General features: G+C 63.5%; 17 protein-coding genes and 1 pseudogene. 13 read left to right on the forward strand and 5 right to left on the reverse strand.

The window, feature by feature from the left end; translation table 11 throughout:
• Nucleotides 1-58: 58 nt before the first annotated feature.
• A complete protein-coding gene (locus tag JFU57_RS00830; protein ID WP_020298537.1) occupies nucleotides 59-1480 on the reverse strand; it encodes an amino acid permease in 1422 nt (473 codons plus the stop codon).
• A gap of 475 nt (nucleotides 1481-1955) precedes the next feature.
• Between JFU57_RS00830 and JFU57_RS00835 the strand changes: the two genes are divergently transcribed.
• The 3 genes from JFU57_RS00835 to JFU57_RS00845 all read left to right on the forward strand — a co-directional run bounded on the left by JFU57_RS00835 (nucleotide 1956) and on the right by JFU57_RS00845 (nucleotide 6651).
• Nucleotides 1956-5063, forward strand: coding sequence for a transglycosylase domain-containing protein (locus tag JFU57_RS00835; RefSeq protein ID WP_078471959.1), 3108 nt, complete (start codon nucleotides 1956-1958; stop codon nucleotides 5061-5063).
• 230 nt (nucleotides 5064-5293) lie between these two features.
• The gene (locus tag JFU57_RS00840; RefSeq protein ID WP_201127680.1) at nucleotides 5294-5869 is read left to right on the forward strand and encodes a PadR family transcriptional regulator; all 576 of its coding nucleotides are present in this window, start codon (nucleotides 5294-5296) and stop codon (nucleotides 5867-5869) included.
• Nucleotides 5866-6651 carry a siderophore-interacting protein gene (locus tag JFU57_RS00845; RefSeq protein ID WP_078471961.1) on the forward strand — a complete coding sequence of 262 codons (786 nt, stop codon included), beginning with the start codon at nucleotides 5866-5868 and terminating at the stop codon, nucleotides 6649-6651. Before JFU57_RS00840 ends, JFU57_RS00845 begins: the two co-directional genes overlap by 4 nt.
• Before the next feature lie 5 nt (nucleotides 6652-6656).
• Here the strand turns inward: JFU57_RS00845 and JFU57_RS00850 are convergent, their stop codons facing one another.
• Both JFU57_RS00850 and JFU57_RS00855 read right to left on the reverse strand, forming a co-directional pair.
• Complete coding sequence (locus JFU57_RS00850; RefSeq protein WP_078471962.1) at nucleotides 6657-7322, reverse strand: Pr6Pr family membrane protein; 666 nt, start codon at nucleotides 7320-7322, stop codon at nucleotides 6657-6659.
• 10 nt (nucleotides 7323-7332) lie between these two features.
• A complete protein-coding gene (locus JFU57_RS00855; RefSeq protein WP_020298531.1) occupies nucleotides 7333-7563 on the reverse strand; it encodes a VF530 family protein in 231 nt (76 codons plus the stop codon).
• Between the two features lie 329 nt (nucleotides 7564-7892).
• Here JFU57_RS00855 and JFU57_RS00860 point away from each other — a divergent pair, with 329 nt between their 5' ends.
• On the forward strand, nucleotides 7893-9932 hold the full coding sequence (locus tag JFU57_RS00860) for a TonB-dependent receptor (RefSeq protein WP_201127681.1): 2040 nt from the start codon (nucleotides 7893-7895) through the stop codon (nucleotides 9930-9932).
• A 117-nt stretch (nucleotides 9933-10049) separates the two neighbouring features.
• On the opposite strand, the gene JFU57_RS00865 is transcribed toward JFU57_RS00860, so the two are convergent.
• Nucleotides 10050-11456 (reverse strand): aminotransferase-like domain-containing protein, encoded by a 1407-nt coding sequence (locus JFU57_RS00865; RefSeq protein ID WP_201127683.1) that lies wholly within the window; start codon nucleotides 11454-11456, stop codon nucleotides 10050-10052.
• A gap of 332 nt (nucleotides 11457-11788) precedes the next feature.
• Here JFU57_RS00865 and JFU57_RS00870 point away from each other — a divergent pair, with 332 nt between their 5' ends.
• The 6 genes from JFU57_RS00870 to JFU57_RS00895 all read left to right on the forward strand — a co-directional run bounded on the left by JFU57_RS00870 (nucleotide 11789) and on the right by JFU57_RS00895 (nucleotide 19270).
• On the forward strand, nucleotides 11789-12994 hold the full coding sequence (locus JFU57_RS00870; RefSeq protein WP_078471965.1) for a benzoate/H(+) symporter BenE family transporter: 1206 nt from the start codon (nucleotides 11789-11791) through the stop codon (nucleotides 12992-12994).
• A 243-nt stretch (nucleotides 12995-13237) separates the two neighbouring features.
• Nucleotides 13238-14611, forward strand: a complete 1374-nt coding sequence (locus JFU57_RS00875; RefSeq protein ID WP_201127685.1) for a carbohydrate porin — start codon at nucleotides 13238-13240, stop codon at nucleotides 14609-14611.
• A gap of 129 nt (nucleotides 14612-14740) precedes the next feature.
• Nucleotides 14741-17161 carry a glucose/quinate/shikimate family membrane-bound PQQ-dependent dehydrogenase gene (locus JFU57_RS00880; protein WP_201127687.1) on the forward strand — a complete coding sequence of 807 codons (2421 nt, stop codon included), beginning with the start codon at nucleotides 14741-14743 and terminating at the stop codon, nucleotides 17159-17161.
• A 517-nt stretch (nucleotides 17162-17678) separates the two neighbouring features.
• Nucleotides 17679-17999 (forward strand): hypothetical protein, encoded by a 321-nt coding sequence (locus JFU57_RS00885; protein ID WP_078471968.1) that lies wholly within the window; start codon nucleotides 17679-17681, stop codon nucleotides 17997-17999.
• 224 nt (nucleotides 18000-18223) lie between these two features.
• On the forward strand, nucleotides 18224-18517 hold the full coding sequence (locus JFU57_RS00890) for a hypothetical protein (protein ID WP_078471969.1): 294 nt from the start codon (nucleotides 18224-18226) through the stop codon (nucleotides 18515-18517).
• Between the two features lie 105 nt (nucleotides 18518-18622).
• A complete protein-coding gene (locus JFU57_RS00895) occupies nucleotides 18623-19270 on the forward strand; it encodes a carboxypeptidase regulatory-like domain-containing protein (RefSeq protein ID WP_201127688.1) in 648 nt (215 codons plus the stop codon).
• Here JFU57_RS00895 and JFU57_RS00900 read toward each other — a convergent pair.
• A complete protein-coding gene (locus tag JFU57_RS00900) occupies nucleotides 19248-20909 on the reverse strand; it encodes an ATP-binding response regulator (protein WP_201127689.1) in 1662 nt (553 codons plus the stop codon). The two genes, JFU57_RS00895 and JFU57_RS00900, sit on opposite strands and share 23 nt — an antisense overlap.
• A 136-nt stretch (nucleotides 20910-21045) precedes the next feature.
• Between JFU57_RS00900 and JFU57_RS00905 the strand changes: the two are divergent.
• From JFU57_RS00905 to JFU57_RS00920, 3 genes and pseudogenes are all read left to right on the forward strand, one after another.
• Nucleotides 21046-21651: pseudogene (locus JFU57_RS00905) on the forward strand (LuxR C-terminal-related transcriptional regulator); the annotation flags it as partial.
• 497 nt (nucleotides 21652-22148) lie between these two features.
• The gene (locus JFU57_RS00915) at nucleotides 22149-22580 is read left to right on the forward strand and encodes a HEAT repeat domain-containing protein (protein ID WP_201127690.1); all 432 of its coding nucleotides are present in this window, start codon (nucleotides 22149-22151) and stop codon (nucleotides 22578-22580) included.
• Nucleotides 22577-22975 (forward strand): hypothetical protein, encoded by a 399-nt coding sequence (locus JFU57_RS00920; protein WP_201127692.1) that lies wholly within the window; start codon nucleotides 22577-22579, stop codon nucleotides 22973-22975. Before JFU57_RS00915 ends, JFU57_RS00920 begins: the two co-directional genes overlap by 4 nt.
• Nucleotides 22976-23008 lie beyond the last annotated feature (33 nt).

Consider the following 23008-nt stretch of genomic DNA (forward strand, 5'->3'; position numbering starts at 1 on the left):
GCGCCATAAAAAAGCCCCGGTCACTGGACCGGGGCTTTTTCATTCAGGGACGCGCGGGTTACAGCGTCGAGCCTGCCGAAGCCTGGCGGGCTTCAGTCGGTTGCAGCTTGAACACATAGAACAGCACCGTCAGCAGCACCAGGAACGCCGGCCCTACGTACAGCGCGACGCGGGTTTCCGGGAAGTAGGCCATCAGCCCCACCACCAGAACCAGGAACGCCAGGGCCAGGTAGGAACTGACCGGGTACAGCCACATGCGGTATTTCAAGGCCGCACGCTCGGCAACGCTCAGGCCTTTGCGGAACTTGAGCTGGGCCAGGAGGATCATGACCCAGGTCCAGATCGCGCCGAAGGTGGCAATCGCAGTCACCCAGACGAACACCTTTTCAGGCGCCAGGTAGTTGAGCAGCACGCCCAGCAGCAAGGCACCGATCGACAGCAGCAGGGCACGCCGTGGCACACCGTTGCTTGAAGTCTTGGCGAAGCCGGCAGGGGCCTGACCGTTCTGCGCCAGGCTGTAGAGCATGCGCCCGGTGCTGAAGATGCCGCCGTTGCAGGACGACAGCGCAGCGGTGATCACCACGAAGTTGATGATGCCGGCAGCGGTCTTGATCCCCAGGCGCTCGAAGGTCATCACGAAAGGACTGCCCTGGGTGCCGATTTCGTTCCATGGGTAGATCGACAGGATCACGAACAGTGCGCCGACGTAGAACAGCAGGATGCGCCAGAACACCGAGCCGATGGCATTGGGAATGGTCTTCTGCGGGTTCTTCGCTTCACCGGCGGTCAGGCCGATCATCTCCACACCCAGGTAGGCAAACATCACCATCTGCAGCGACATCAGCACGCCGCTGATGCCATTGGGCATGAAGCCGCCGTGGGTCCACAGGTTGGAAATGCCCAGCGCCACGCCGTCGTTGCCGAAACCGAAGGCGATGATGCCGATGCCACCAATGACCATGGCAATGATGGTGACGATCTTGATCAGGGCAAACCAGAACTCGAACTCACCGAAGGCCTTGACCGCGATCAAGTTGATCGAACCCATGCTGATCAACGCCGCCAGGGCCCAGATCCAGCGCGGCACATCGGGGAACCAGATCCCCATGTACACCGCCACGGCGGTGATTTCCGCGACGCAGGTCACCAGCCACAGGAACCAGTAGTTCCAGCCGGTGAGAAAGCCTGCCAATGGGCCCAGGTAGTCTTGTGCATAACGGCTGAACGAACCTGCGACCGGGTTATGCACCGCCATCTCGCCGAGGGCGCGCATGATCACCAGAATCGCCAGGCCACCGATGATGTAAGACAGCATGATGGCCGGACCAGCCATTTCAATGGCCTTGGCCGAACCGAGGAACAGGCCGACGCCGATACAGGCGCCAAGCGCCATCAAGCGAATATGCCGTTCGCCGAGTTCGCGTTTTAGCGGGCCGCCCTGAGCGGTCTCGCCTTGGGGCAGGTGATTGCCAACTGGCATAGGGATACAACCTCATCTTGTTATTGGATATGAGCCACCGAGTCTGCGAAGCACAGGCGGATAACCTGTACGAGCTCTACCGGCCCGACCTTGTGGATCGAACCGTCTGGCCGGACAAACCGGCGAGATCAGCGGGGCGAGCAGTATAAAAAGCTCCCTACAGGGCTTTTCACTCTATAAGTAGCTAAATTCAGCGAGAAATCTCGGCAATAACCCTTTTCACGGAGGAGCATTACCTGGAGATCTGGCCGAGAGTCATTTTTAAACGGCGCCGAGTATTGCACAGCAATGGTGCAGCGTCATGCCCCTACCTAGGCCGTATTTACCGGCGCGAAGGCTCTATCACAGGCCTCAGGCCGACGCTTCGGGGCAAGGAAGGAGCAGGAAGATCACTTGCACAATTTTTTCAGCGGCGCCAAGCACCGACTAAGCTTCATGCAAGTCCGATCAATCTGCGTGAATGGATCAATCGACTATGGGCGCTTTATGGCAGACCGATTCAAGTAAACCCCAGGTGCCCACTGATCGTGCGGATGAAGCGCCCCCTGCCCAAAAGCGCCGTCCGCGGCGCCATGCCTGGCGCCTGTTCTGGTTATTGCTGCTGTTGACCCTGATTGCCCTGGGGTTTGCCGCAGCCCGCGAGATTCGCACTTCGAAGCTGCAAGCCCGTGAGTTCAGTCGATTCGCCAAGGACCTCAGTTACTCGGTACAACCCGGGGCCAGCGATGCGGTGCTGTATCCCGGCGCCGGGCCCTTTGACAAACGCCTGGGTTACAGCGCCATGGGCGAGTTTCTACCGCGCCTGCTCAAACGCGGTTACCTGATTGAGTCCCAGGCGCGGTTCTCCCCGGCCTTGATGGACTACAGCGAGCAGGGATTTTTCGTGCCCTATGCCGAGAAGATTCAGGCAGGACTGTCGATCACCGACTGCCGCGCCGCGCCGCTGTATCAATTCAACTACCCGCAACAGCTGTACTCCAGTTTTGCCGCGATCCCGCCGCTGGTGGTGCACAGCCTGCTGTTCATCGAAAACCGCGACCTGCTGGATGCCAGCCAGCCCTTGTCCAACCCTGCCGTGGACTGGCCGCGCTTCGGCAAGGCCGCCTGGTCCCAGTTGGCCAAGCTTCTGCACTTGCCAGGGCAGACCGCCGGCGGCAGCACCCTGGCCACCCAGCTGGAAAAATATCGCCATTCGCCGGACGGCCTCACGGTCTCGGGCGGTGAAAAGCTGCGGCAGATGATTTCCGCCAGCGTGCGCGCCTATCAGGACGGCCCGCAAACCCTCGAAGCCCGCCAGCGAGTGGTGCGCGACTACCTCAATAGCGTGCCGCTGTCGGCGGTGCCCGGGCACGGCGAAGTGCATGGCATGGCCGAGGGGTTACGGGTCTGGTACGGCGCCGACTTCAGCCAGGTCAACGCGCAGCTGGCGAGTACCGCCAGCGACCCGCAAAGCCTCGCGCAACGGGGCCTGGCCCTGCGTCAGGTGCTGTCGCTGATGATTGCCCAGCGCCGGCCCTCGCATTACCTGGCCAAGGGCCGCAGCGAGCTCGCCGACCTGACCGACAGCCATATCCGCCTGCTGGCGCAGAGCGGCGTGATCGACCCGGCCCTGACCGCCGCGGCCCTGGCCAGCAAGGTCAGCTACCGCGACTGGCAACAACAACCGACCCTGCAACCGATCGAGACCAACAAGGGCATCAGCGCGGCCCGCAGCCGCCTGGCCAACCTGCTCAACCGACCGCTGTATGACCTGGATCGCCTTGACCTGTCGGCCACCAGCACCTTGCAAAGTGACCTGCAACGCCAGGCCACCGACTACCTCAAGCACCTGGCCGACCCGGCCTTTGCCGGACAGATCGGCCTGCTCGGCGAGCGCCTGCTGACCCCCGCCAGCACCACCCAGGTGCGTTACAGCTTCACCTTGTTCGAACTCACCGCCGACGGCTCGCGGGTACGGGTGCAGACCGACAGCACCGACCAGCCCTTCGACATCAACGAAGGCAGCAAGCTGGAACTGGGCTCCACCGCCAAGCTGCGGGTGCTCACCACTTACTTGCAGATCATCTCCGAGCTGCACGACCGCTACGCCGATCAATCCGCCGCGGCCTTGAAGAAAACCGAAGTCTCCGACCAGGATCGGCTGAGCCGCTGGGCCGTCGACTACCTGATCCAGAACAGCGACCGCAGCCTGCCGAAAATGCTCGACGCGGCCCTCGACCGCACCTATTCCGCCAGCCCTGGGGAAGCCTTTTTCACCGGCGGCGGGCTGCATCACTTCCATAACTTTCGCAACGAAGACAACGGCCGCAGCCCCAGCCTGCGCGACGCCCTGCGAGAGTCGATCAACCTGCCGTTCATTCGCCTGATGCGTGACCTGGTGCGCTACAGCACCTATGGCGGCCCCGAAAACAGCGCGCAGTTGCTCAAGGACGACGGCGACCCGCGGCGCCAGGAATACCTGGCCAGGTTCGCCGACCGCGAGGGCACATCCTTCCTGCTGCGGTTCTGGAAGAAGTACCGCAACAAGGACACCCAGGCGCGCCTGGAAACCTTCCTCGACAGCATGCACCCCACCGCCATCCGCCTGGCCGCGGTGCACCGCTACCTGCTGCCGGACGCCAGCCAGGACAGCTTCAACAGCTTCGTGCGGTCCCACCTCAAAGGCGTCAAGCAGCCGGAAAAACTCACCGATGAGCGCCTGGACAAGCTCTACGCCAGTTACGGCCCCGGTGCCTACGACCTTCCCGACCAGGGCTATATCGCCAAGGTCCACCCCCTGGACCTGTGGCTGCTGGGTTACCTGCTGAACAACCCCGACGCCAACTTCACCCAGATCGTCAAGGCCAGCGAGTTCGAGCGCCAGGAGGTGTACAGCTGGCTGTTCAAGAGCCGGCACAAGAGCGCCCGCGACAGCCGCATCCGCACCATGCTGGAGATCGAAGCCTTCCTCGATATCCACCAGCGCTGGCAACAGGTCGGCTACCCGTTCGACCACCTGGTGCCGTCCCTGGCCACGGCCATCGGCAGCTCCGGCGACCGCCCGGCCGCCCTTGCCGAACTGGTGGGCACCATCCTCAACGATGGCGTGCGCCTGCCGACCCTGCGCATCGACAGCCTGCACTTTGCCGCCGACACCCCTTATGAAACCCGGCTGCTCAATGACCCCGACAAGGGCAAGCGAGTGATGCCTTCAGAGGTCGCCACCGCGCTGCGCGGCGCCTTGTCCCAAGTGGTGGATGCCGGCACCGCGAAGCGGGTCTCGGGCAGTTTCAAACTGGCCGATGGCACGCCACTGGCCATGGGTGGCAAGACCGGCACCGGCGACAACCGCATCGAGGCCATTGGTGCCGGTGGGCGGGTGCTGAGCTCGAAGTCGATCAACCGCACCGCGACCTTTGTGTTCTACATCGGCGATCACCACTTCGGCACCCTCACCGCCTTTGTTCCGGGGGCCAGCGCCCAGTCCTTCAAATTCACCTCGGCGCTGCCGGTGCAAGTGCTCAAGGGCATGGCACCGATCCTGATGCCGTACCTGCAGCCCGGCAGCAACAGCCAGTGCCTGGGCAGCGTGGCTCAACGCTGAGTTCTCCCCTGACAGCGCTGTAACAGGTGGCCGCGCTCGTCTCACAGCCGTCCCGCGATTCCGACTTTTCAAGCACGGTGCAAGACACTTGCCCGTCTTTTCGAGGCCATGGGCCTCAGTCCTCGCCAACTTGCTCTCCGACCAACGGCAGCTCTGTGCTGCACAGAAGGGCTTGCGTCTTTCTTAAGATATATCTTAAGTTATGTCTAAACCCGAAGAGAGAAGAGAAAATGAGAGAGCACCATCCCCACCACAGAGAACATGGCGACGGCCATGACGGCTTCGAAAAACGCCCCGGTCGCGAACGCGGCGGGCGCGGACCCCGGGTGTTCGCCCCCGGTGACTTGAAACTGCTGCTGTTGGCGCTGATCGCCGAGCAGCCGTGCCACGGCTACGACCTGATCCGCCAGATCGAGGGCATGTTCGACGGCGCCTACAGCCCCAGCCCCGGCGTGATCTACCCGACCCTGACCTTTCTGGAAGAGAGCGAAATGATCCAGGGCGATGCCGAAGGCGGCAAAAAACGCTACAGCGTGACGGAGGCCGGTCGCCTGTCACTGCACGATCAGGCGATTGCCCTGGAAGGCGTGCGCATGCGCATCGACGTCAGCAAGCGCTCGCTGCGCGGCCACGACCGCCCGCCGCAGATCCACGAAGCGGTGCATAACCTGCGCCACGCCCTGCAATTGCATCACGGGCGCTGGAGCCCTGAAGAAATCCTGCGGGTCAGCGACCTGCTGAACAACACCGCCAGGGCCATCGTCGATGGCCCGGCCAGTCAACCTGCTCAGGAGCAAGCTGAATGACCGTCGATACTTCGCAAACCATTCACCGGGTCAGCCATGAAATCAAACGCCGCCGCCTGCAAGTGCTGCGGGTCGTCGACCTGACCCCGCGCATGCGCCGCATCACCCTGGGTGGGCCGGAACTGGCGGGATTCGTCAGCCTGGGCAGCGACGACCACGTGAAGTTGCTGTTCCCGCAGAACGCCGAGCAACAGGCCGCCCTGGAAAACCTGGTACTGGGCGCTGGCAAGGACAACGGGCCGATGCCCGCCATGCGCGACTACACCCCACGTCGTTACGACCTGGAGCGTGGCGAGTTGGATATCGATTTCGTGCTGCACGGCGACGGCCCTGCCTCGACCTGGGCCGAACAGGCCAGCCCCGGCCAATACCTGCACATCGGCGGGCCCCGTGGCTCGATGATCGTGCCGGACATCTTCGACAGCTACCTGCTGATCGGCGATGAGACCGCACTGCCTGCCATCGCCCGGCGCCTGGACGAACTGCCTGCAGGGCGCCAGGTGCTGGCGGTGATCGAAGTGGCCAACGCCGCCGAACGCCAGACCCTGGAGAGCGCGGCGCAGGTCGAGGTGATCTGGGTTGAACGTGACAGCGGCCAGCAGGACCTGATCAGCACCGTGCGCCAGTTGCAGGTCCCGACGGGCAAGCTCTATGCCTGGGTCGCCACCGAAAGCAAGGTGTCGCGCCAGATCCGCCGCGTGTTGCTCGACGAACATGCCCTGAATGAAGAATTCGTCAAAGCGGCCGGCTACTGGCGCCTTGACGGCAGCGACGACGAGTAACCCGCCTAGCCCTTGGGCTCGCGCCGCCCCAGCCAACGATCAACGCCCAGCAGCACCAGGGAAATCAGGACAAAACCCAGCAGGATCCCCAGGGCGTTGATAAACACCTGGGGATAACCCAGCTTGTCCACGTTGATGAACGGATAAGGGTAAAGCCCCAGCAAATCGCCGCGCAGCAACAGGTAAGCGAAATACAGCAGCGGGTAGATCGTCCACAGCCCGACATGCCCCAGGCGCAAGCTGCCTTTGGGCACACACCCCAGCCAATACAGCAGAAACAGCAGCGGCATCACGTCGTGCAGCAACTCATCGGCCAGCCACTGCCAGCCCTGGGGATGCCATAAGTGGCGCAGCAACAGGCTGTAGGCCAACCCCACCAGCAGCATGCTCGCGGCTATCGCGGTGCCGACCCAGGGCCGCAGCAAAAACTGCTGGCCCCTGGAGATCCGCAGGTTCAGGGCGCAGGTCAGCACGCTGGCTGCCAGGGTATTGCTGAGCACGGTGAAAAAACTGAAAAAATTCACCAGCCCACCCAGCAGGCTGGCTTCGGCGTTCCAGCGCGACAGCAGGATCAGGTACAGCTGAATCGTCAGCCCCAGCCAGCCGAGCACGGCAGCGCCGGCCATCAGGCTGCGCCGGTAGCGCGAGAGGCAAAGCGCTGCGGCAAGCATTACGCGGTCCTTAAAGCGGGCGTTTGGTGCGCTGCAGCTTCACGTACAGCTGCTCGACTTTCTCCCGGGCCCACGGGGTTTTACGCAGGAACGTCAGGCTCGACTTGATACTCGGGTCGCTTTTGAAGCAACGGATATCGATGCGCTCGGCCAGCCCCGACCATTCGTAGTGCTGCACCAGCGCCTTGAGGATCTGTTCCAGGGTCACGCCATGCAGCGGGTCGGTAGTGGTGACGGTCATGCCAGGCCTTTGAGCGAAGGGAAAAGGAAGCCGCGCACCTTAGCCGAGGCCATGCGCCCGCGCCAGAGCGCTGACCTAACTGTAGCCGCTGCCGAAGGCTGCGCTGGCCAGCACCGATGCCGTGGGCGTAACAGTTGAACGCAGACTAGGCCCAACAAAAAGCGCGAGGGGGATTTTCCAGGCAGCAGTAAAAGTTCCTGGCTTTTCGAAATAAAAGAGATGTTATATTGTATCAAATCATAATAACTCACCCGCACTCAGGGCACCCCCGTGTCCAGCCTGTTTTCTGTCTCGAAGCGCTCTGCGCAACGCTTGCCAAGGAATAACCGATGTCTCTCTCAGCCCCCCGCCCTTCTCGCTCTCTGCTGTGGCGCCTGTCGCCGTTGTCCGCAGCCTTGCTGATCGCCTCCCAAGCCCACGCCGTGGAATTGCCGCCGCAAGTGATCACCGCCAACCCGCTGGGCAGCGCGCAATTGGCTGCGCCAAGCACCGTACTGGAAGGTGATCAACTGACCCTGGAACAAAAAGGCAGCCTCGGCGAAACCCTGAACAAACAACCCGGTGTGTCGTCCTCGTACTTCGGCCCGGGCGCCAGTCGCCCGATCATTCGCGGCCTGGACGGCGATCGCATTCGGGTCCTGCGCAATGGCGTCGGCGCCCTGGATGCCTCGTCGCTGTCTTATGACCACGCCGTGCCCCTGGACCCGGTCAACGTCGAACGCATCGAAATCGTCCGTGGCCCGGCGGCCCTGCTCTACGGCGGCAGCGCGATTGGTGGGGTGGTCAACAGCTTCGACAATCGAATCCCCACCGCCGCCATCGAGGGCATCCACGGCGCCGGTGAATTGCGCTATGGCGGCGCTGACACCACCCGCAGCAGCGCCGGCAAGCTGGAAGCCGGCGACGGCACCTTCGCCCTGCACCTGGACGCCAACTCCCGGCAGTTCAATGACCTGAAAATCCCCGGCGACGCCCGCAGCCGCCATGCGCCCCCCAGCGAAGACGGCGACGCCAAGAACGGCCGGCTGGGCAACAGCGACGGGCGCCAGGACGGCGGAGCCATCGGCGGTTCCTACACCTGGGACGACGGTTATGCCGGCCTGTCCTACAGCAACTACGACTCCAACTACGGCTCCCCGGCCGAAGAAGACGTACGCATCCGCATGAAGCAGGATCACTACGCCTTCGCCTCCGAGTTGCGCAACCTGCAAGGCCCGTTCAGCTCGGTGAAACTCGACGCCGGGTACACCGACTACGAACACCGCGAGATCGAAGGAGGCGAAACCGGCACCACCTTCAAGAACAAAGGCTATGAAGCCCGGGTTGAAGCGCGGCACCTGCCCCTCGGCCCACTCAATGGCGTGATCGGGGCACAAGTCAGCCGCAGCGAATTTTCTGCCCTGGGTGAGGAAGCCTTCGTACCCCAGACCGATACCAACAGCGGCGCGCTGTTTATCCTCGAAGAGATGCAAGCCAGCGAACGCCTCAAGCTCAGCCTCGGCGGGCGCCTGGAGCACACCACGGTCGACCCGGACGGCAAAGGCAACGAGCGCTTCGCCAACGCCAACCGCTCCAGCAGCTTTACCGCCGGCAGCCTGTCATCCGGCGCGGTCTATACCCTGACGCCAATCTGGTCCCTGGCCGCCACCCTCGGCTACACCGAGCGCGCCCCGACGTTCTACGAGCTGTACGCCAATGGCGCCCATGTGGCCACCGGCACCTATGAAGTCGGCGACGCCAAACTGTCCAAGGAAAAAGCCGTGTCCAGCGACCTGGCCCTGCGTTTTGACAACGGCACCCACAAGGGCAGCTTCGGGGTGTTCTACAGCCACTTCTCCAATTACATCGGCTTGCTCGGCAGCGGTCGCACCCTGAATGACGAGGGCGAGGAAGACGCCGACGGCATCCCGGAATACACCTATTCCGGTGTGCGGGCACGTTTCGTCGGGTTCGAAGCCCAGGATCGCTGGCAGCTTGGTGAAAGTGCCTACGGTAAGTTCGCCCTGGACCTGTCAGGCGACTACACCCGAGCCACCAACCTCGACAACGGCCAGGCCCTGCCACGGATCGCCCCCCTGCGTTTGAACAGCGGCCTGTTGTGGGAACTGGATCGCTGGCAAGCACGTCTGGATGTGGAGCACGCCGCCGGCCAGGGTCGCGTCCCGAACAACGAAAGCGGCACCGATGGCTACACCACCTTCGGTGCCAGCGCCGGGTATCGCTTCGATATCGGCAGCAGCCAGTGGCTGGCCTTTGTCAAAGGCGAGAACCTGACCAACCAGACCGTGCGCTACGCCAGTTCTATCCTGCGCGACATCGCGCCGGCGGCCGGGCGCAGCGTGGAAGTGGGCTTGCGGACCACCTTCTGAACCTGAGGCAGCAGGGCTGGCGGCTGGCGACGCCTGCCTGATGGATCGCAGTGGCTGCATAGGCGGCCACTGCATGCCGGACGCGAGCACGCTCCCCCGTCACAGGGGAGCGGTGGCTCAGTAGTAACGGCGGGGATCGGTCTCGATCAGGCTCGCCAACTGGGTCAAGGCAAAGCGCAATTCACCCTGGGTGGTGGGCGACATCAGCACCACCCGCACGCAGCGGGAGTTGCCCCCGCGCTCGGCCTCGAACTGGCTGCCACTCAATACCAGCACGCCATTGGCCCGGGCCAGGTGGGTGAACTCGTCCGCGCTCCAGGGCTCGGGCAGGGTCAGCCAGATGTGGTAGCAGTGAGGCTGGGTCTTGAGTTCAAACCCTGCAAACACCTCCCGGGCAATGGCCTGGCGCGCCGCCGCTTCAGTGCGCTGGGTCTGCACCAGCTTGCGGTCCAGACCTTCGCTGATCACATTGCTCGCCAGCTGCGCGGTCAACGGCGACGGCATCCACACGCTGCTGCGCACCATGGAGGTCAGGCGCGACAGCAGTTTCGGCGGGCTGTACAGGTAACCGACCCGCAGGGCCGGCATGATCGCCTTGGACAGGCTGGTCAGGTACACCGAACGTTCGGGGGCAAAGCTGGACAAGGGTTTGATCGACGGGTCGGTGGCCAGAAAGCCATAGATGTCATCGTCCAGGATGATGAAGTCGAACTCCTCGGCCAGTGCCGCGATCTGCGCCCGACGCTGCTCGGACATGATGGCCGCCGTAGGGTTCTGGCAGGTCGCGACGCACACCAGCATCGCCGGTTTTTCCCGCAGGCAGAGTTCACGCAGAGCCTCGGGGATGATCCCCTCCTCATCCATTGCCACCCCGCGCAGGCGTCGCTCCAGGCCATGGGCCAGGGAGATGATGCCCGGATAGCACAGGGCCTCGCAGAGCACCAGGTCTCCGGCGTTGGTCAGCGCGCTCATGGCCACCATCAAGCCATGCTGGGCACCGGCGGTGATCACCACCTGCTGCCATTGGGCCTCGGGCAGCGCATGGCGCAACCACTGCGCACCGGCCTCGCGATGGGCCGGGTGGCCGCCGTCCGGCGCGTAATCCAGGGCCCGGCCGAAGTCGGTGCTTTGGGCCATGCCCACCAGGGCGCCGCGCAGCCAATATTCCAGGGTCTCGCTGTAAGGCTTGATGATCGACAGGTCGAGCAGTTCAGGCTGGCCCAGGGCCAGGGTCGGCGCCTCATGGCTGAGGGGCAGGGGCAGGGGCAGGGGCAGAGCCAGGGCTGGCTGGGCCTGGACATAAGTGCCGCGCCCCACTTCCCCCTGCACCAGCCCACGCCGCTGGGCCTCGCTGTAGGCGCGGCTGATGGTGCCCGGCGTGACATTCAATGTGGCGGCCAGGTCGCGTAGGGTCGGCAACCGCTCGCTATCGCTCAACAGGCCGCTGTTGATATCACGCGCCAGGGCATCGGCGATCGACAGGTAGACCGGCTGGTTGAATTCGCTTAACTGGGGAACCCACATGGATGATCACGACCACTGGCAGCATTGGATAGCGGCGGAGGATATCACAGCGATACGTCAGGGCATCCAATCGACTCAATTTGTTTTAAATTTCTATAACCCTCAAAACAAAATCCGGTCACGCGACTTATAAATAAATTTCAATAAAACATTTAACCTTTTAAATACAGCCACTTAGTCAATAAATCACACATCACAAACCAAGCCTGCAATGAGAAACAATTGAATCGATTCAATTGTTTGAAATACACTCACCGCCGATCGAATCAATCGGCCGACGCCGCCCCCTTCGCATGCAATGCGCTGCCCACCCAGCGCCCAGTCGAGACGCCATGAGCACACTCAGAAAGGACGTATCACTCTCCGCGATCATTGCCGGCCTCATTGCCGTGATCATTTCCTATGCCGGCCCCTTGATCATCGTGTTCCAGGCCGCCAGCCAGGCCCATCTGCCCAGCGAGCAGGTGTCGTCCTGGATCTGGGCCATCTCCATCGGCAGCGGCATCACCGGGCTGCTGCTCAGCTGGCGCCTGAAGGTGCCGGTGATCACCGCCTGGTCGACCCCTGGCGCTGCGTTGCTGGTATCGATGCTGCCCACGGTGTCGCTGCCCGAGGCCATAGGCGCCTATATCGTCGCGTCCCTGATCATCGCCGTGGTTGGGTTCTCGGGGGCTTTCGACAAACTGATGAGCCGCCTGCCCAAGGCCATTGCCGCTGCGATGCTGGCGGGGATTCTGTTTCGCTTCGGCGCCGAATTGTTCACCTCGATCAAGCTGCAGCCGGCCCTGGTCCTGTCGATGATCGCCGCGTACCTCTTGTGCAAGCGCCTGTCGCCGCGCTACGCGATTCTCTCGGTGCTGATCGTGGGCTGCGCGGTGGCCGCCGGCCTGGGCGAACTCAACAGCAGCTCGATCACCATTGCCGTGGCCCAGCCGATCTTCACCGCGCCCCAGTGGAGCTGGCACGCGATTATCAACATCGGCCTGCCCCTGGCACTGGTGACCCTCACCGGGCAATACGTGCCGGGCATGGCGGTGATGCGCACCGCCGGCTACACCACCCCGGCGCGCTCGATAATCTCGTTCACCGCCATCGGCTCGCTGCTGCTGGCGCCGTTCGGTTCCCACGGGATCAACCTCGCGGCCATCACCGCCGCCATCTGCACCGGCCGCGAAGCCCATGAAGATCGGGACAAACGCTACATCGCCGGGATCGCCTGCGGGGTGTTCTACATCCTGATGGGGATTTTCGGCGCGACCCTGGCCTCGGTGTTCTCGGCCCTGCCCAAGGAGCTGATCGCCTCCCTGGCCGGTCTGGCCTTGTTCGGTGCCATCAGCGCCGGATTGACCGGGGCCATGGCCGATGAAAAACAACGGGAAGCGGCGTTGATCACGTTTCTGGTCACCGCCTCGGGCATGAGTTTCCTGGGCTTGGCGGCGGCGTTCTGGGGCCTGATTTTCGGCCTGGTGGCGCACTTTGTACTGAGCTATACCCGTGAGCGCAAAACCCTCGAGGCCGGCCAGGCCAGCCGTTCGTAACCCGCCGTGCCAGGCGCCAGGGCCAGCAGGCCCCGGCGTACTGTTACCGAATCCGAAATGATCCATGTCAAATAAAGCGCTTTCTCTCTTCAGGACGGCGCTTTATCCTTCCTGCCTCAAAGCTGAAACGTTTCATCTTCCTATTTAAAATCAGCAGCATGGGGCGTTCGATCCAACGTGATCGACCCGGCATCGCCGCTGCTTTATCTGCCCATTCCTAAAAAAAGACCACGCCCGAATTCTATGCCTGACGTTCATCACTCCAAAGACAGCGCTGTCCGAACACCCCTGGCCGGCACCAAAGCCATCACCCTGCTCGGCGCCCTGGGCCTGGCCACCTGCGCCCAGGCAGCCCCGGCCTTCGACAGCGAATCGCCGTGGATGCTGGGCGACTGGAACGGCAGCCGCAGCGACCTGTCCCGGCAAGGCTATGACTTCAAGATCGATTACGTCGGCGAAATGGGCTCCAACCTGCATGGCGGCTACGACCACGATCGCACCGCACGCTACAGCGATCAGTTCGCCTTCGGCAGCCACCTAGACCTGCAGAAGATCCTCGGCTGGGACGACGCCGAGTTCCAATTGACGGTGACCAAGCGCGACGGTGACAACATCAGCAACGACCGGATCAACGATCCCCGCGTCGGCGGCTTCACTTCCGCCCAGGAAGTCTGGGGCCGTGGCCAGACCTGGCGCCTGACGCAGATGTGGTACCAACAGAAATTCTTCGACCAGAAACTCGATATCAAGGCCGGCCGCTTCGGCGAGGGCGAAGACTTCAACAGCTTCCCCTGCGACTTCCAGAACCTGGCGTTCTGCGGCTCCCAGGTCGGCAACTGGGTCGGTGGCATCTGGTACAACTGGCCGGTCAGCCAGTGGGCGCTGCGGGTCAAATATCACCTGACGCCCGAGCTCTATGCCCAGGTCGGCGCCTATGAACAGAACCCGTCCAACCTGGATCGCGGCAACGGTTTCAAGCTCAGCGGCAGCGGCACCCAGGGCGCCGTCCTGCCGGTCGAACTGGTGTGGACGCCCACGCTTGATGGCCTGGCCGGGGAATACCGCGCCGGCTACTACTACAGCAGCGCCAAGGCCAGCGACGTCTATAAAGACAGCCACGGCCAGCCCGCCGCCCTGAGTGGCGAGGCCTATCGCAGCAGTTCGAGCAAACACGGCCTGTGGCTGGGCGCGCAGCAGCAACTGACGAGCCGCGCCAGTGACCACTCCCGGGGCCTGAGCGTGTTCGCCAACGCGACGATGCACGACAAGAAGACCAACGCCATCGACAACTACGTCCAGGCCGGCCTGGTCTACAAGGGCCTGTTCGATGCACGGGCGCGGGACGACATCGGCTTTGCCCTGGCGCGAGTCCACGTCAACCCGGCGTACCGCAAGAACGCCAAGGCCAGCAACCAGGCCCACGCCGTCTACGATTACGACAACCCCGGCTACCTGCCGCCCCAGGACACCGAATACAGCGCCGAACTCTACTACGGCGTGCACGTCACCAATTGGCTGACCGTGCGCCCCAACCTGCAGTACATCCGCCATCCCGGTGGCGTCAGCCAGGTCGACGATGCGCTGATCGGCGGGATCAAGATCCAGAGCTCGTTCTGAGGCCCGGCCAGCGGGGCACTGCGCTTAAAACTGCTTTTCCACGATTTTCACCTGAACCAAGCCCGCGCCTGATCGTCATCTACAGTGAACATGCGCGGGAAAACTCTTAACGTCACGGAGAACCACACTATGAGCACTGAGGGTGCTTCAAGTCCTAGCCGCCTGCTGCCGAGCCTGCTCGGTATCCTGCTGCTGCTAATGGGCCTGGCCATGCTGGCCGGGGGGATCAAGCTGAGCATGCTCGGCGGCTCGCTGTACTACCTGCTGGCCGGTATCGGCCTGATCATCACCGGCGGCCTGCTGCTGGCGGGGCGTCGCGCCGCGCTGGGCCTGTACGGGCTGGTGCTGTTGGCCAGCAGCGTCTGGGCGCTGTGGGAAGTCGGCCTGGACTGGTGGCAACTGGTGCCGCGCCTGTCGTTGTTCTTTGTCCTCGGCGTGGTCCTGCTGTTGCCGTGGTTCCGCCGTCCGTTGCTGCGTCATGGCGCAGCTCCGCTGGGCACCGCGCTGTTGAGCGTGGCCGTGGTCGTGGCCGGTGGCGCTGCCCTGGGCAGCCAGTTCACCCAGCCGGGTGAAATCGCCGGCGACCTGGGTCGCGACAGCACCGAAGTGGCCAATGCCGCGCCCGCCATCCCCGATGGCGACTGGCAGGCTTACGGTCGCACCGAATTCGGCGATCGCTACTCGCCACTGAAACAGATCACCCCGGGCAACGCCGGCAAGCTGCAGGAAGCCTGGCGCATCCGCACCGGCGACATGCCAACTGCCAAGGACCCGGTGGAAATCACCAACCAGAACACCCCGCTGAAGGTCAACGGCATGCTCTATGCCTGCACCGCCCACAGCAAGGTGCTGGCGCTGGACCCGGACACCGGCAAGGAAATCTGGCGTTTCGACCCGCAGATCCAGGGCCCCAACGGCGATGATTTCCGTGGCTGGGCGCACATGACCTGCCGCGGCGTGTCGTACTACGACGAAGCCAATTTCAATCAACCTGGTGCCATCAGCACCCCGGCCACCCTGTCCACAGCCGGCCAGGCGATTGCCACCAGTTGCCCGCGTCGTCTGTTCCTGCCGACCGCCGATGCGCGCCTGATCGCGCTGAACGCCGACACCGGCAAGGTCTGCGAAGACTTCGGCAACAAAGGCGTGGTCGACCTCAAGGCCGGTATCGGTCCGTTCACCCCGGGCGGCTACTACTCGACATCGCCGACCGCCATCACCCGTAACCTGGTGATCATTGGCGGCCACGTGACGGACAACGAGTCGACCAACGAGCCTTCTGGCGTGATTCGCGCCTTCGACGTGCATGACGGCCACCTGGTGTGGAACTGGGACGCCGGCAACCCCGACGAAACCACCCCGCTGCCTGACGGCAAGACCTACACCCGCAACTCGCCGAACATGTGGTCCCTGGCCAGCGTCGACGAGAAACTGGGCCTGATCTACCTGCCGCTGGGCAACCAGATGCCTGACCAGTGGGGCGGCGACCGCACCCCGGGCGCCGAGAAATTCAGCGCCGGCACCGTGGCCCTGGACATCGACACCGGCAGGCTGCGCTGGAACTACCAGTTCACCCACCATGACCTGTGGGACATGGACGTGGGCAGCCAGCCGACCCTGGTCGACATGAAAACCGCCGAAGGCGTCAAACCGGCGCTGATCCAGCCGACCAAGCAAGGCAGCCTGTATGTGCTGGACCGTCGCGATGGCACGCCAATTGTGCCGATCCGCGAAGTGCCGGCCCCGACTGGCGCTGTCGAGGGTGACCACACCGCACCGACCCAGGCCCGTTCGGACCTGAACCTGCTGCCACCGCCACTGGATGAAAAAGCCATGTGGGGGGCGACGCCGTTCGACCAGATGCTGTGCCGTATCCAGTTCAAGGAACTGCGCTACGAAGGTCAGTACACCCCGCCGTCGGTGCAGGGCAGCCTGATCTACCCGGGTAACGTCGGCGTGTTCAACTGGGGCAGCGTGTCGGTGGACCCGGTCCGCCAACTGCTGTTCACCAGCCCGAACTACATGGCGTTCGTCTCCAAGTTGGTGCCGCGGGCCGAAGTGGCTGCCGGCAGCAAGCGCGAAAGCGAAACCTCGGGCGTGCAACCCAACACGGGCGCACCGTACGCGGTGATCATGCATCCGTTCATGTCACCCTTCGGCGTACCGTGCCAGGCCCCGGCCTGGGGCTACGTGGCCGGGATCGACCTGACCACCGCCAAAGTGGTGTGGAAACACAAGAACGGCACCACCCGCGACAGCTCGCCGATCCCGATCGGCCTGCCAATGGGCGTGCCGAGCATGGGCGGTTCGATGGTGACGGCCGGCGGCGTCGGCTTCCTCAGCGGCACCCTGGACCAGTACATCCGCGCCTATGACGTGAAAAACGGCAAGGAACTGTGGAAATCGCGCCTGCCAGCAGGCGGCCAGGCCACACCGATGAGCTACACCGGCAAGGATGGCAAGCAGTACGTGCTGGTAGTCGTGGGCGGCCACGGCTCCCTGGGTACCAAAATGGGCGACTACATCATTGCCTACAAACTGCCGGAATAAGCTTTACCGGCAGGCATGAAAAAGGCGGCTACCTTCGGGTAGCCGCCTTTTTTTGTGCGCCGAGCGCCTCCCCATTTGACCGACCAACACCTGTAGCCGCTGCCGCCAGGCTGCGCTGGCCCGCGGGCGCCGTGGAGTGTCAGGTAGATCACGGTGTGTGTGAGGGCCAGCGCCCGAATGCGGCCCGAGCCTAGCGGCAGCGGCTACAGGGGCCGGATGGAAAATTCCTACAAAACGCGTCCACTTCCATCACCTTGTCCGGCCGAGCCCCGGACTCTATGGTTTGGCCTGTCGCTGCAAACTCAGTGACAGGGTGTGGAAGCCCTTATATCGTTAGGCGCGCAAAGCTGCGTGAGTCAGGCGTTTTTTCGTCTGCACTTTATGGCGGCTGTGCGTGGGGCACTCTTGAGTGCGCCGGGTGCCTAACGTCCCGGTCTTCCACACCTGCGTACAGCCGCCACCTGATTACGTGGAAGTGATTTCTGGCGACTCCGACTCATACGTTAGGAACAGACCAATGAAAAAGCTCACTACTGATCCACCCGTTACTCTCGGCGAGACTTCCCCCCGTCGCTACATGCCCCTCACCAGCAACGACTGCACCATCCCCGCCTTGCTGGCTGACACCGAGGCCCCGTTGGATGTGCTGCATGAAGCCGCCACCCATCGCATTCGCGCGGCCACCCAGTTGCTGGAGAACATCGCCAGCATCGACGACCTGCATAACCACCCGGCCCTGCTCCAGGATTTCGCCCAACTCTGCGTCATTCCCCTGCGCGATGGATGTGACCTGCTGGACGTGCTCGGCCGCCGCCTGCAGCACCAGTTGCTGACCTGAACCCCCGGCCCGGCTGCATCCAGCCGGGCCCATCAGGCGCTCTGCCTCCCCCCGCAGGCGCCGTAATTGCAAAGCGACACTAGCCCATTTGTGCTAATCGACCTTCCCCTGCCTCGGCGCTAGAGTGCCGACCACTCGCCCCGTTCTCTTCAACACCGCCGTCCAGCGGTAAGGGGAGCGGCTGCGCCGTAGAAAACACAACAAAACAGCAAGGAAGAATCATCATGAAGCTCCACTCCAGCGTCCGCCCCCTCGTCCTGTTCAGCGCCCTGGCATTCGCCCTGGGCGGTTGCGCCATTGCCAAGCCGAGCAATGACGACCTCAAGAACCGCGCCCAGACCACCATCGGCAAGCCCGTCTCCACGGTCTCGAACGTGCGGAGCGACGCCTCCCAGACCTACTTCACCGCCAACACCAGCAACGGCGGATACGAGTGCGTATTGCCCAGCGGCGGCATGGTCGCCTTCGCCACCATGGGCGGCGCAGTCGCGCTCCCGGCCCAGTGCACCAAGCAGTAAACCGCTAGCCCCTGGCCAATCAGGTTCGCCGCGACGGGCTGCCCCGGTGTAGCAGCAGGGCAGCGTCGGGCGAGCACCGCCCCTTCTTGAAAAGGTCCTGAGTTGATGAAACCCCGTCTCTTCATGGTGACAGGCCTGGCCCTGCTCGCCTGTACCCTGACTGCCTGCGCGCCGCGCCAAGGGCGAACCCTGGACGAATACCCGCCAGTCAAGACTCCCACCGTGCAGTACCCCGACGAGCCCTTCGACACCCAGGCCGCGCGCGCCGCCCTGCAACCCGGCACCGCAACGCTCACTGGCAAGTTCTGCATCGTCGGCAACGACGGCATCGAGGACAGTCGCGACGTCAAGATCTATCTCTACCCGGTCACCCCGCACTTGCAGGCCTGGCATAAGTTGCGCTCATCCCAGCCAGAAGGCGCGCCGGTGAGCATGCTTCCCGAGGCCGTGGCCGTACACCGGATAACCCGAACCAACGGCAACGGCATCTTCCAGTTCACGGGTCTGCAACCGGGCCGCTACTTCGTCCAGGGCCAGGACATGGTGTACGGCACCAGCCGCTGGAACGAGTACGTGGGCACCGGCCAGAGCAACACCAACTACGGGCCGGTGACCACCCACTACTACACCGAGCGCAGTTCGACCTCTTCGTCCTCGGGCATGCTGGATGAATTCGTCGAACTGGCCAGCGGCGAGAACAAAAAGCTGACCATGACCAACTATCCCCTGCTTATTCCGTGCCGGACCTGGTAACCGCCTCTGGCGCCGCAACCCTGTGGGCAGACGCCAGCGGCGTCTCGCGCAGGGCGCGCAAGGTCGCCCGCAGCTCCACCGGGTGTACCGGTTTGGACAGGATGGCGATGTTGCGATCATGCAGCGCCGCCTGGATTTTCTCGATGTCATGCCCGGTGATGATCAACGCCGGCACCGCCCAGCCCCGCTGCTCGCGGATGCTGTCGATGCACTCGATGCCCGAGGCACGGGTGCCCAGGTCATAGTCGGCGACGATGATGTCGCAGTCGGTCACCAGGTCTTCTGCCGCCGTTTCCGCCTGGACCACACAACCCCAGCGCTCCAGCAATGCCGAGGTGGCCAGCAGCACGTTGCGGTCATCTTCAACCAGGCACACCCGCAGTCCGGTCAGCAAACCACTTTGCAACGCATCATCGCGGCGGCTGCGCAGCCGCTGCGGCGCGGCGGCCTGCAAGCCGTGCAGGCTGACTGCGGTACCACGATCGAGGCGCGACTTCAGCGTCACCTCCAGCCCGACCAACTGCCCCAGGCGCTTGACGATGGACAGGCCCAGGCCCACCCCTTCGACGTCCTTGTCCCGCAGCTGCCGGACCCGGTAGAACTCGTCGAAAATCTTCGGTAAATGCTCCTCGGCGATCCCCCGGCCCTGGTCGTAGATGACGATGGCCAGGCCGTCGCCGTGGCGACGCACGCCGATCAACACCGGGCGCTCCGCCGCGTACTTGAAGCAATTGGACAGGACGTTCTGGACCATGGTGGCGAGCAGCCCCGGGTCGGCCCGGACCCACTGGGCACAGGGACGCAGGCGCAACTCCACCCCGGCCCAGCGCGCGGCCTCGGCGTTCTGGCGCACCAGGTCACCGAGGAACTGCCCCAGGTGCACGGTTTCGTATTTGGGCAGGACCCGGCCGTTGTCCAGGGTGTAGAGGTCGAGAATCGAGCGGAACAACTGCGACACATTCAGCAGCGAGCGATCGATGTTATCCACCAGGCGCCGCTCATCGACCCCCAGGTTGGCTTCGCGCAGGCAGGCAGTGAACAGGCCGATGGAGTGGATCGGCTGGCGCAGGTCATGGCTGGCCTGGGCCAGGAAGCGGGACTTTTCCAGGTTGGCGGCAATCGCCTCTTCCGACGCCAGGCGGGTGCGTTTGAGCAGGATATGGGCGTACACCGGAATCACCGTACTGGTGATCATCAGCATCAGCACCATGTAGGGCTGGGCCTGCCAGAACGGGGTCAGCAGGAACACCATAAACAGCGCGAACAGCGCCAGGACGGTGGCGATGGCCAGGTAGCGCGAGCCGAAGCGCATGCCATTGCCCAGGTTGACCCAGACCATCACCGCATAGATCGGCAGCGCCCCCTCCCCGCCCACCACCAGGCCGTAAGAGGTGCCGGTGTAGTCGTAGACCATGCCCAGGATGCGCCGTGCCGGGTAGTGCCCGGGCCAGCGGGCAATGGCCATGCGCAGGGCAATCGAGCCGAGCATGAACAAGAAGATGTAGATGATCACCGGCACATAGGTCTCGACGTTCTGCCCCGGCAGAAAACCGATCAGCCCGACATAAACCAGGGCACAACCGGCGACGATAATGCGCAAAGTGGCTTGATCGAGCTCGCTGTCTTTTTCAACTTTCATGCACTCACCTCCTTGTGTAATCCGCGCTGTCGTGGTCTTTTCCTGTCCCTGCCGAACTCGACAGGCGGACAGGTACAACGCCGGGACGCCAAGGTAGCATGCCCCCAGGATTGGGTGACTCAAGGAGCTTCAACACATGACATGCCGGATTATCGTAGCCGACGACCACCCGTTGTTTCGCGAAGGCATGCTGCGCACCATCCAGCGTCTGCTGCCCGAAGCGGTGCTCGAAGAGGCCGGCGACCTGGCCTCGGTACTGGCCCTGGCCAAAAGCGGCGCGGAGCTGGACTCACTGATTCTCGACCTGCGCTTTCCCGGGCTGAGGTCGGTGAGCATGATTGCCCAATTGCGCCAGCAACTGCCACGGACCTCGATCATCGTGGTGTCGATGGTCGATAACCAGGACCTGATCGGCGAAGTCATGGCCTGCGGCGCAGACGGTTTTATCGGCAAGAGCATCAGCCCCGAGGAAATCGGCCAGGCGATCCTAGCCATTCGCGAGGGCGAAGTGGTGGTCAAGTACGCCCCGTCAGGCCTGCTGCTGCCGCTGGAAGCCAGCGACGAGTTGAGCCAGTTGACCACCCGCCAGCAGGAAGTGCTGCGCCTGATCGCCAAGGGCCAGACCAACAAAGAGATCGCCCGCGAACTCGATATTTCGCCCTTCACCGTGCGCATTCACGTGTCCTCCCTGCTGCACACCCTGAAGGTGTCCTCGCGCGCGGCGGCAGCGGCAAAATTTGCCGAAGCCTGGCAAGGGGCCGACAGCTCCCCGGCAGAACCGACGCCCTTGAGTACCCGCCCGATCGAGCCCGCGCCAACGCCCAAGCCGCTCCCGACGCAAGCATTTGCCCAGCTGGAACACTGGCTGGGCGACTCACCCAGCGCCCCCTGGAATGAGTACATCACCGAGCAGGTGGCCAAAGGCGTGCTGCACGGCTTCTCGCCCGCGCAATGGCAGCAACTGGCCGATGTGCTGCCGGGCAAACCCGAGTATTGGCAACAACGCTGCGCCGTAAGCCTCGGGGAAAACCGCTCGGCGCCGGCCATCGCCCTGCTCAAGAGCCTGTTGCAGGACTCGCCCTACCTCGATGTGCAGGTCACGGCCATCCATGAACTGGACTGGTCAGAAGCCCCTATCGAAGCGTGCTACGCGCCGCTGATCGAAGCCGTCATTCAAAGGCTGGCCGATGAGCAGATTGAACCCGAATTGAACAACTTGCTGGCCAAGGCCGCCGCGCTGTGAGCCTGCCACAGAGCGACGCGTTGATCCTGAAGTTGCAGCACTGCATCGGTGACTCCGAGGCGTCCAACTGGACCGAATACAGCACCCAGCGAGTGGCCAAGACCGTGCTGTGCGACTTCACCGCGGTGCAATGGCAACGGCTCGAGCAGATGCTGCTGCAGCAGGCGCAATACTGGCAACAGCGCTGCGTGGTGTGCCTGGGCGAAGACCGCTCGGCAGCGGCCATTGCCCTGCTCAAACGCCTGTTGCTGGAGTCGCCCTACCTTGATGTGCGAATCCTCGCGATCTACGAACTCGACTGGTGCGAAACCCCCATGCACAACCGCTATCGGGCGAGCATCGAGCAGGTCATCGCCAGCCTGCCCCCGGCCGAGGTCGAGCCCGAGCTGACCAGGCTGCTGGCCAAAACCGAGGCCGGCGTCCCATGAGCGCCGCCCACACCCAACAAGTGCCCTCCATCGACCAACTGACCCAGGCCCAGCACAGCACGCTGGACAACTGCCTGCTCGATCACCTGCTCTGTTCCTCAAGGCTGGAGGGCGCCACCTGCCTGCACCTGTTGCTCGACGACTTGCTGATCCCCACCAGCGGCGGCACCGAGATGTCCAGCCTGACCATCGACTGCGACGTCGACCCGGACAACATTGCCCCGCATCTGCTGGGCGTGCCTGGAATCACCTTCGAGTTCATGGATGAGCAGGTCACCCTGCCCACCGTGCACGCCATCCGCTACCTCTGCCACTGGTGCGAGACCCAGGTCGAGGAAGACCGGCAGAATATTCTGGCAAAGTGCCAGGCACTCAAGGATCACTACCAGGCCTGAGCCGCCTGCCTCACCCTTTGCAAAGGAAGCCAA

Origin of the sequence: Pseudomonas sp. TH07, from assembly GCF_016651285.1 — a bacterium.
Taxonomy (GTDB): Bacteria; Pseudomonadota; Gammaproteobacteria; order Pseudomonadales; family Pseudomonadaceae; genus Aquipseudomonas.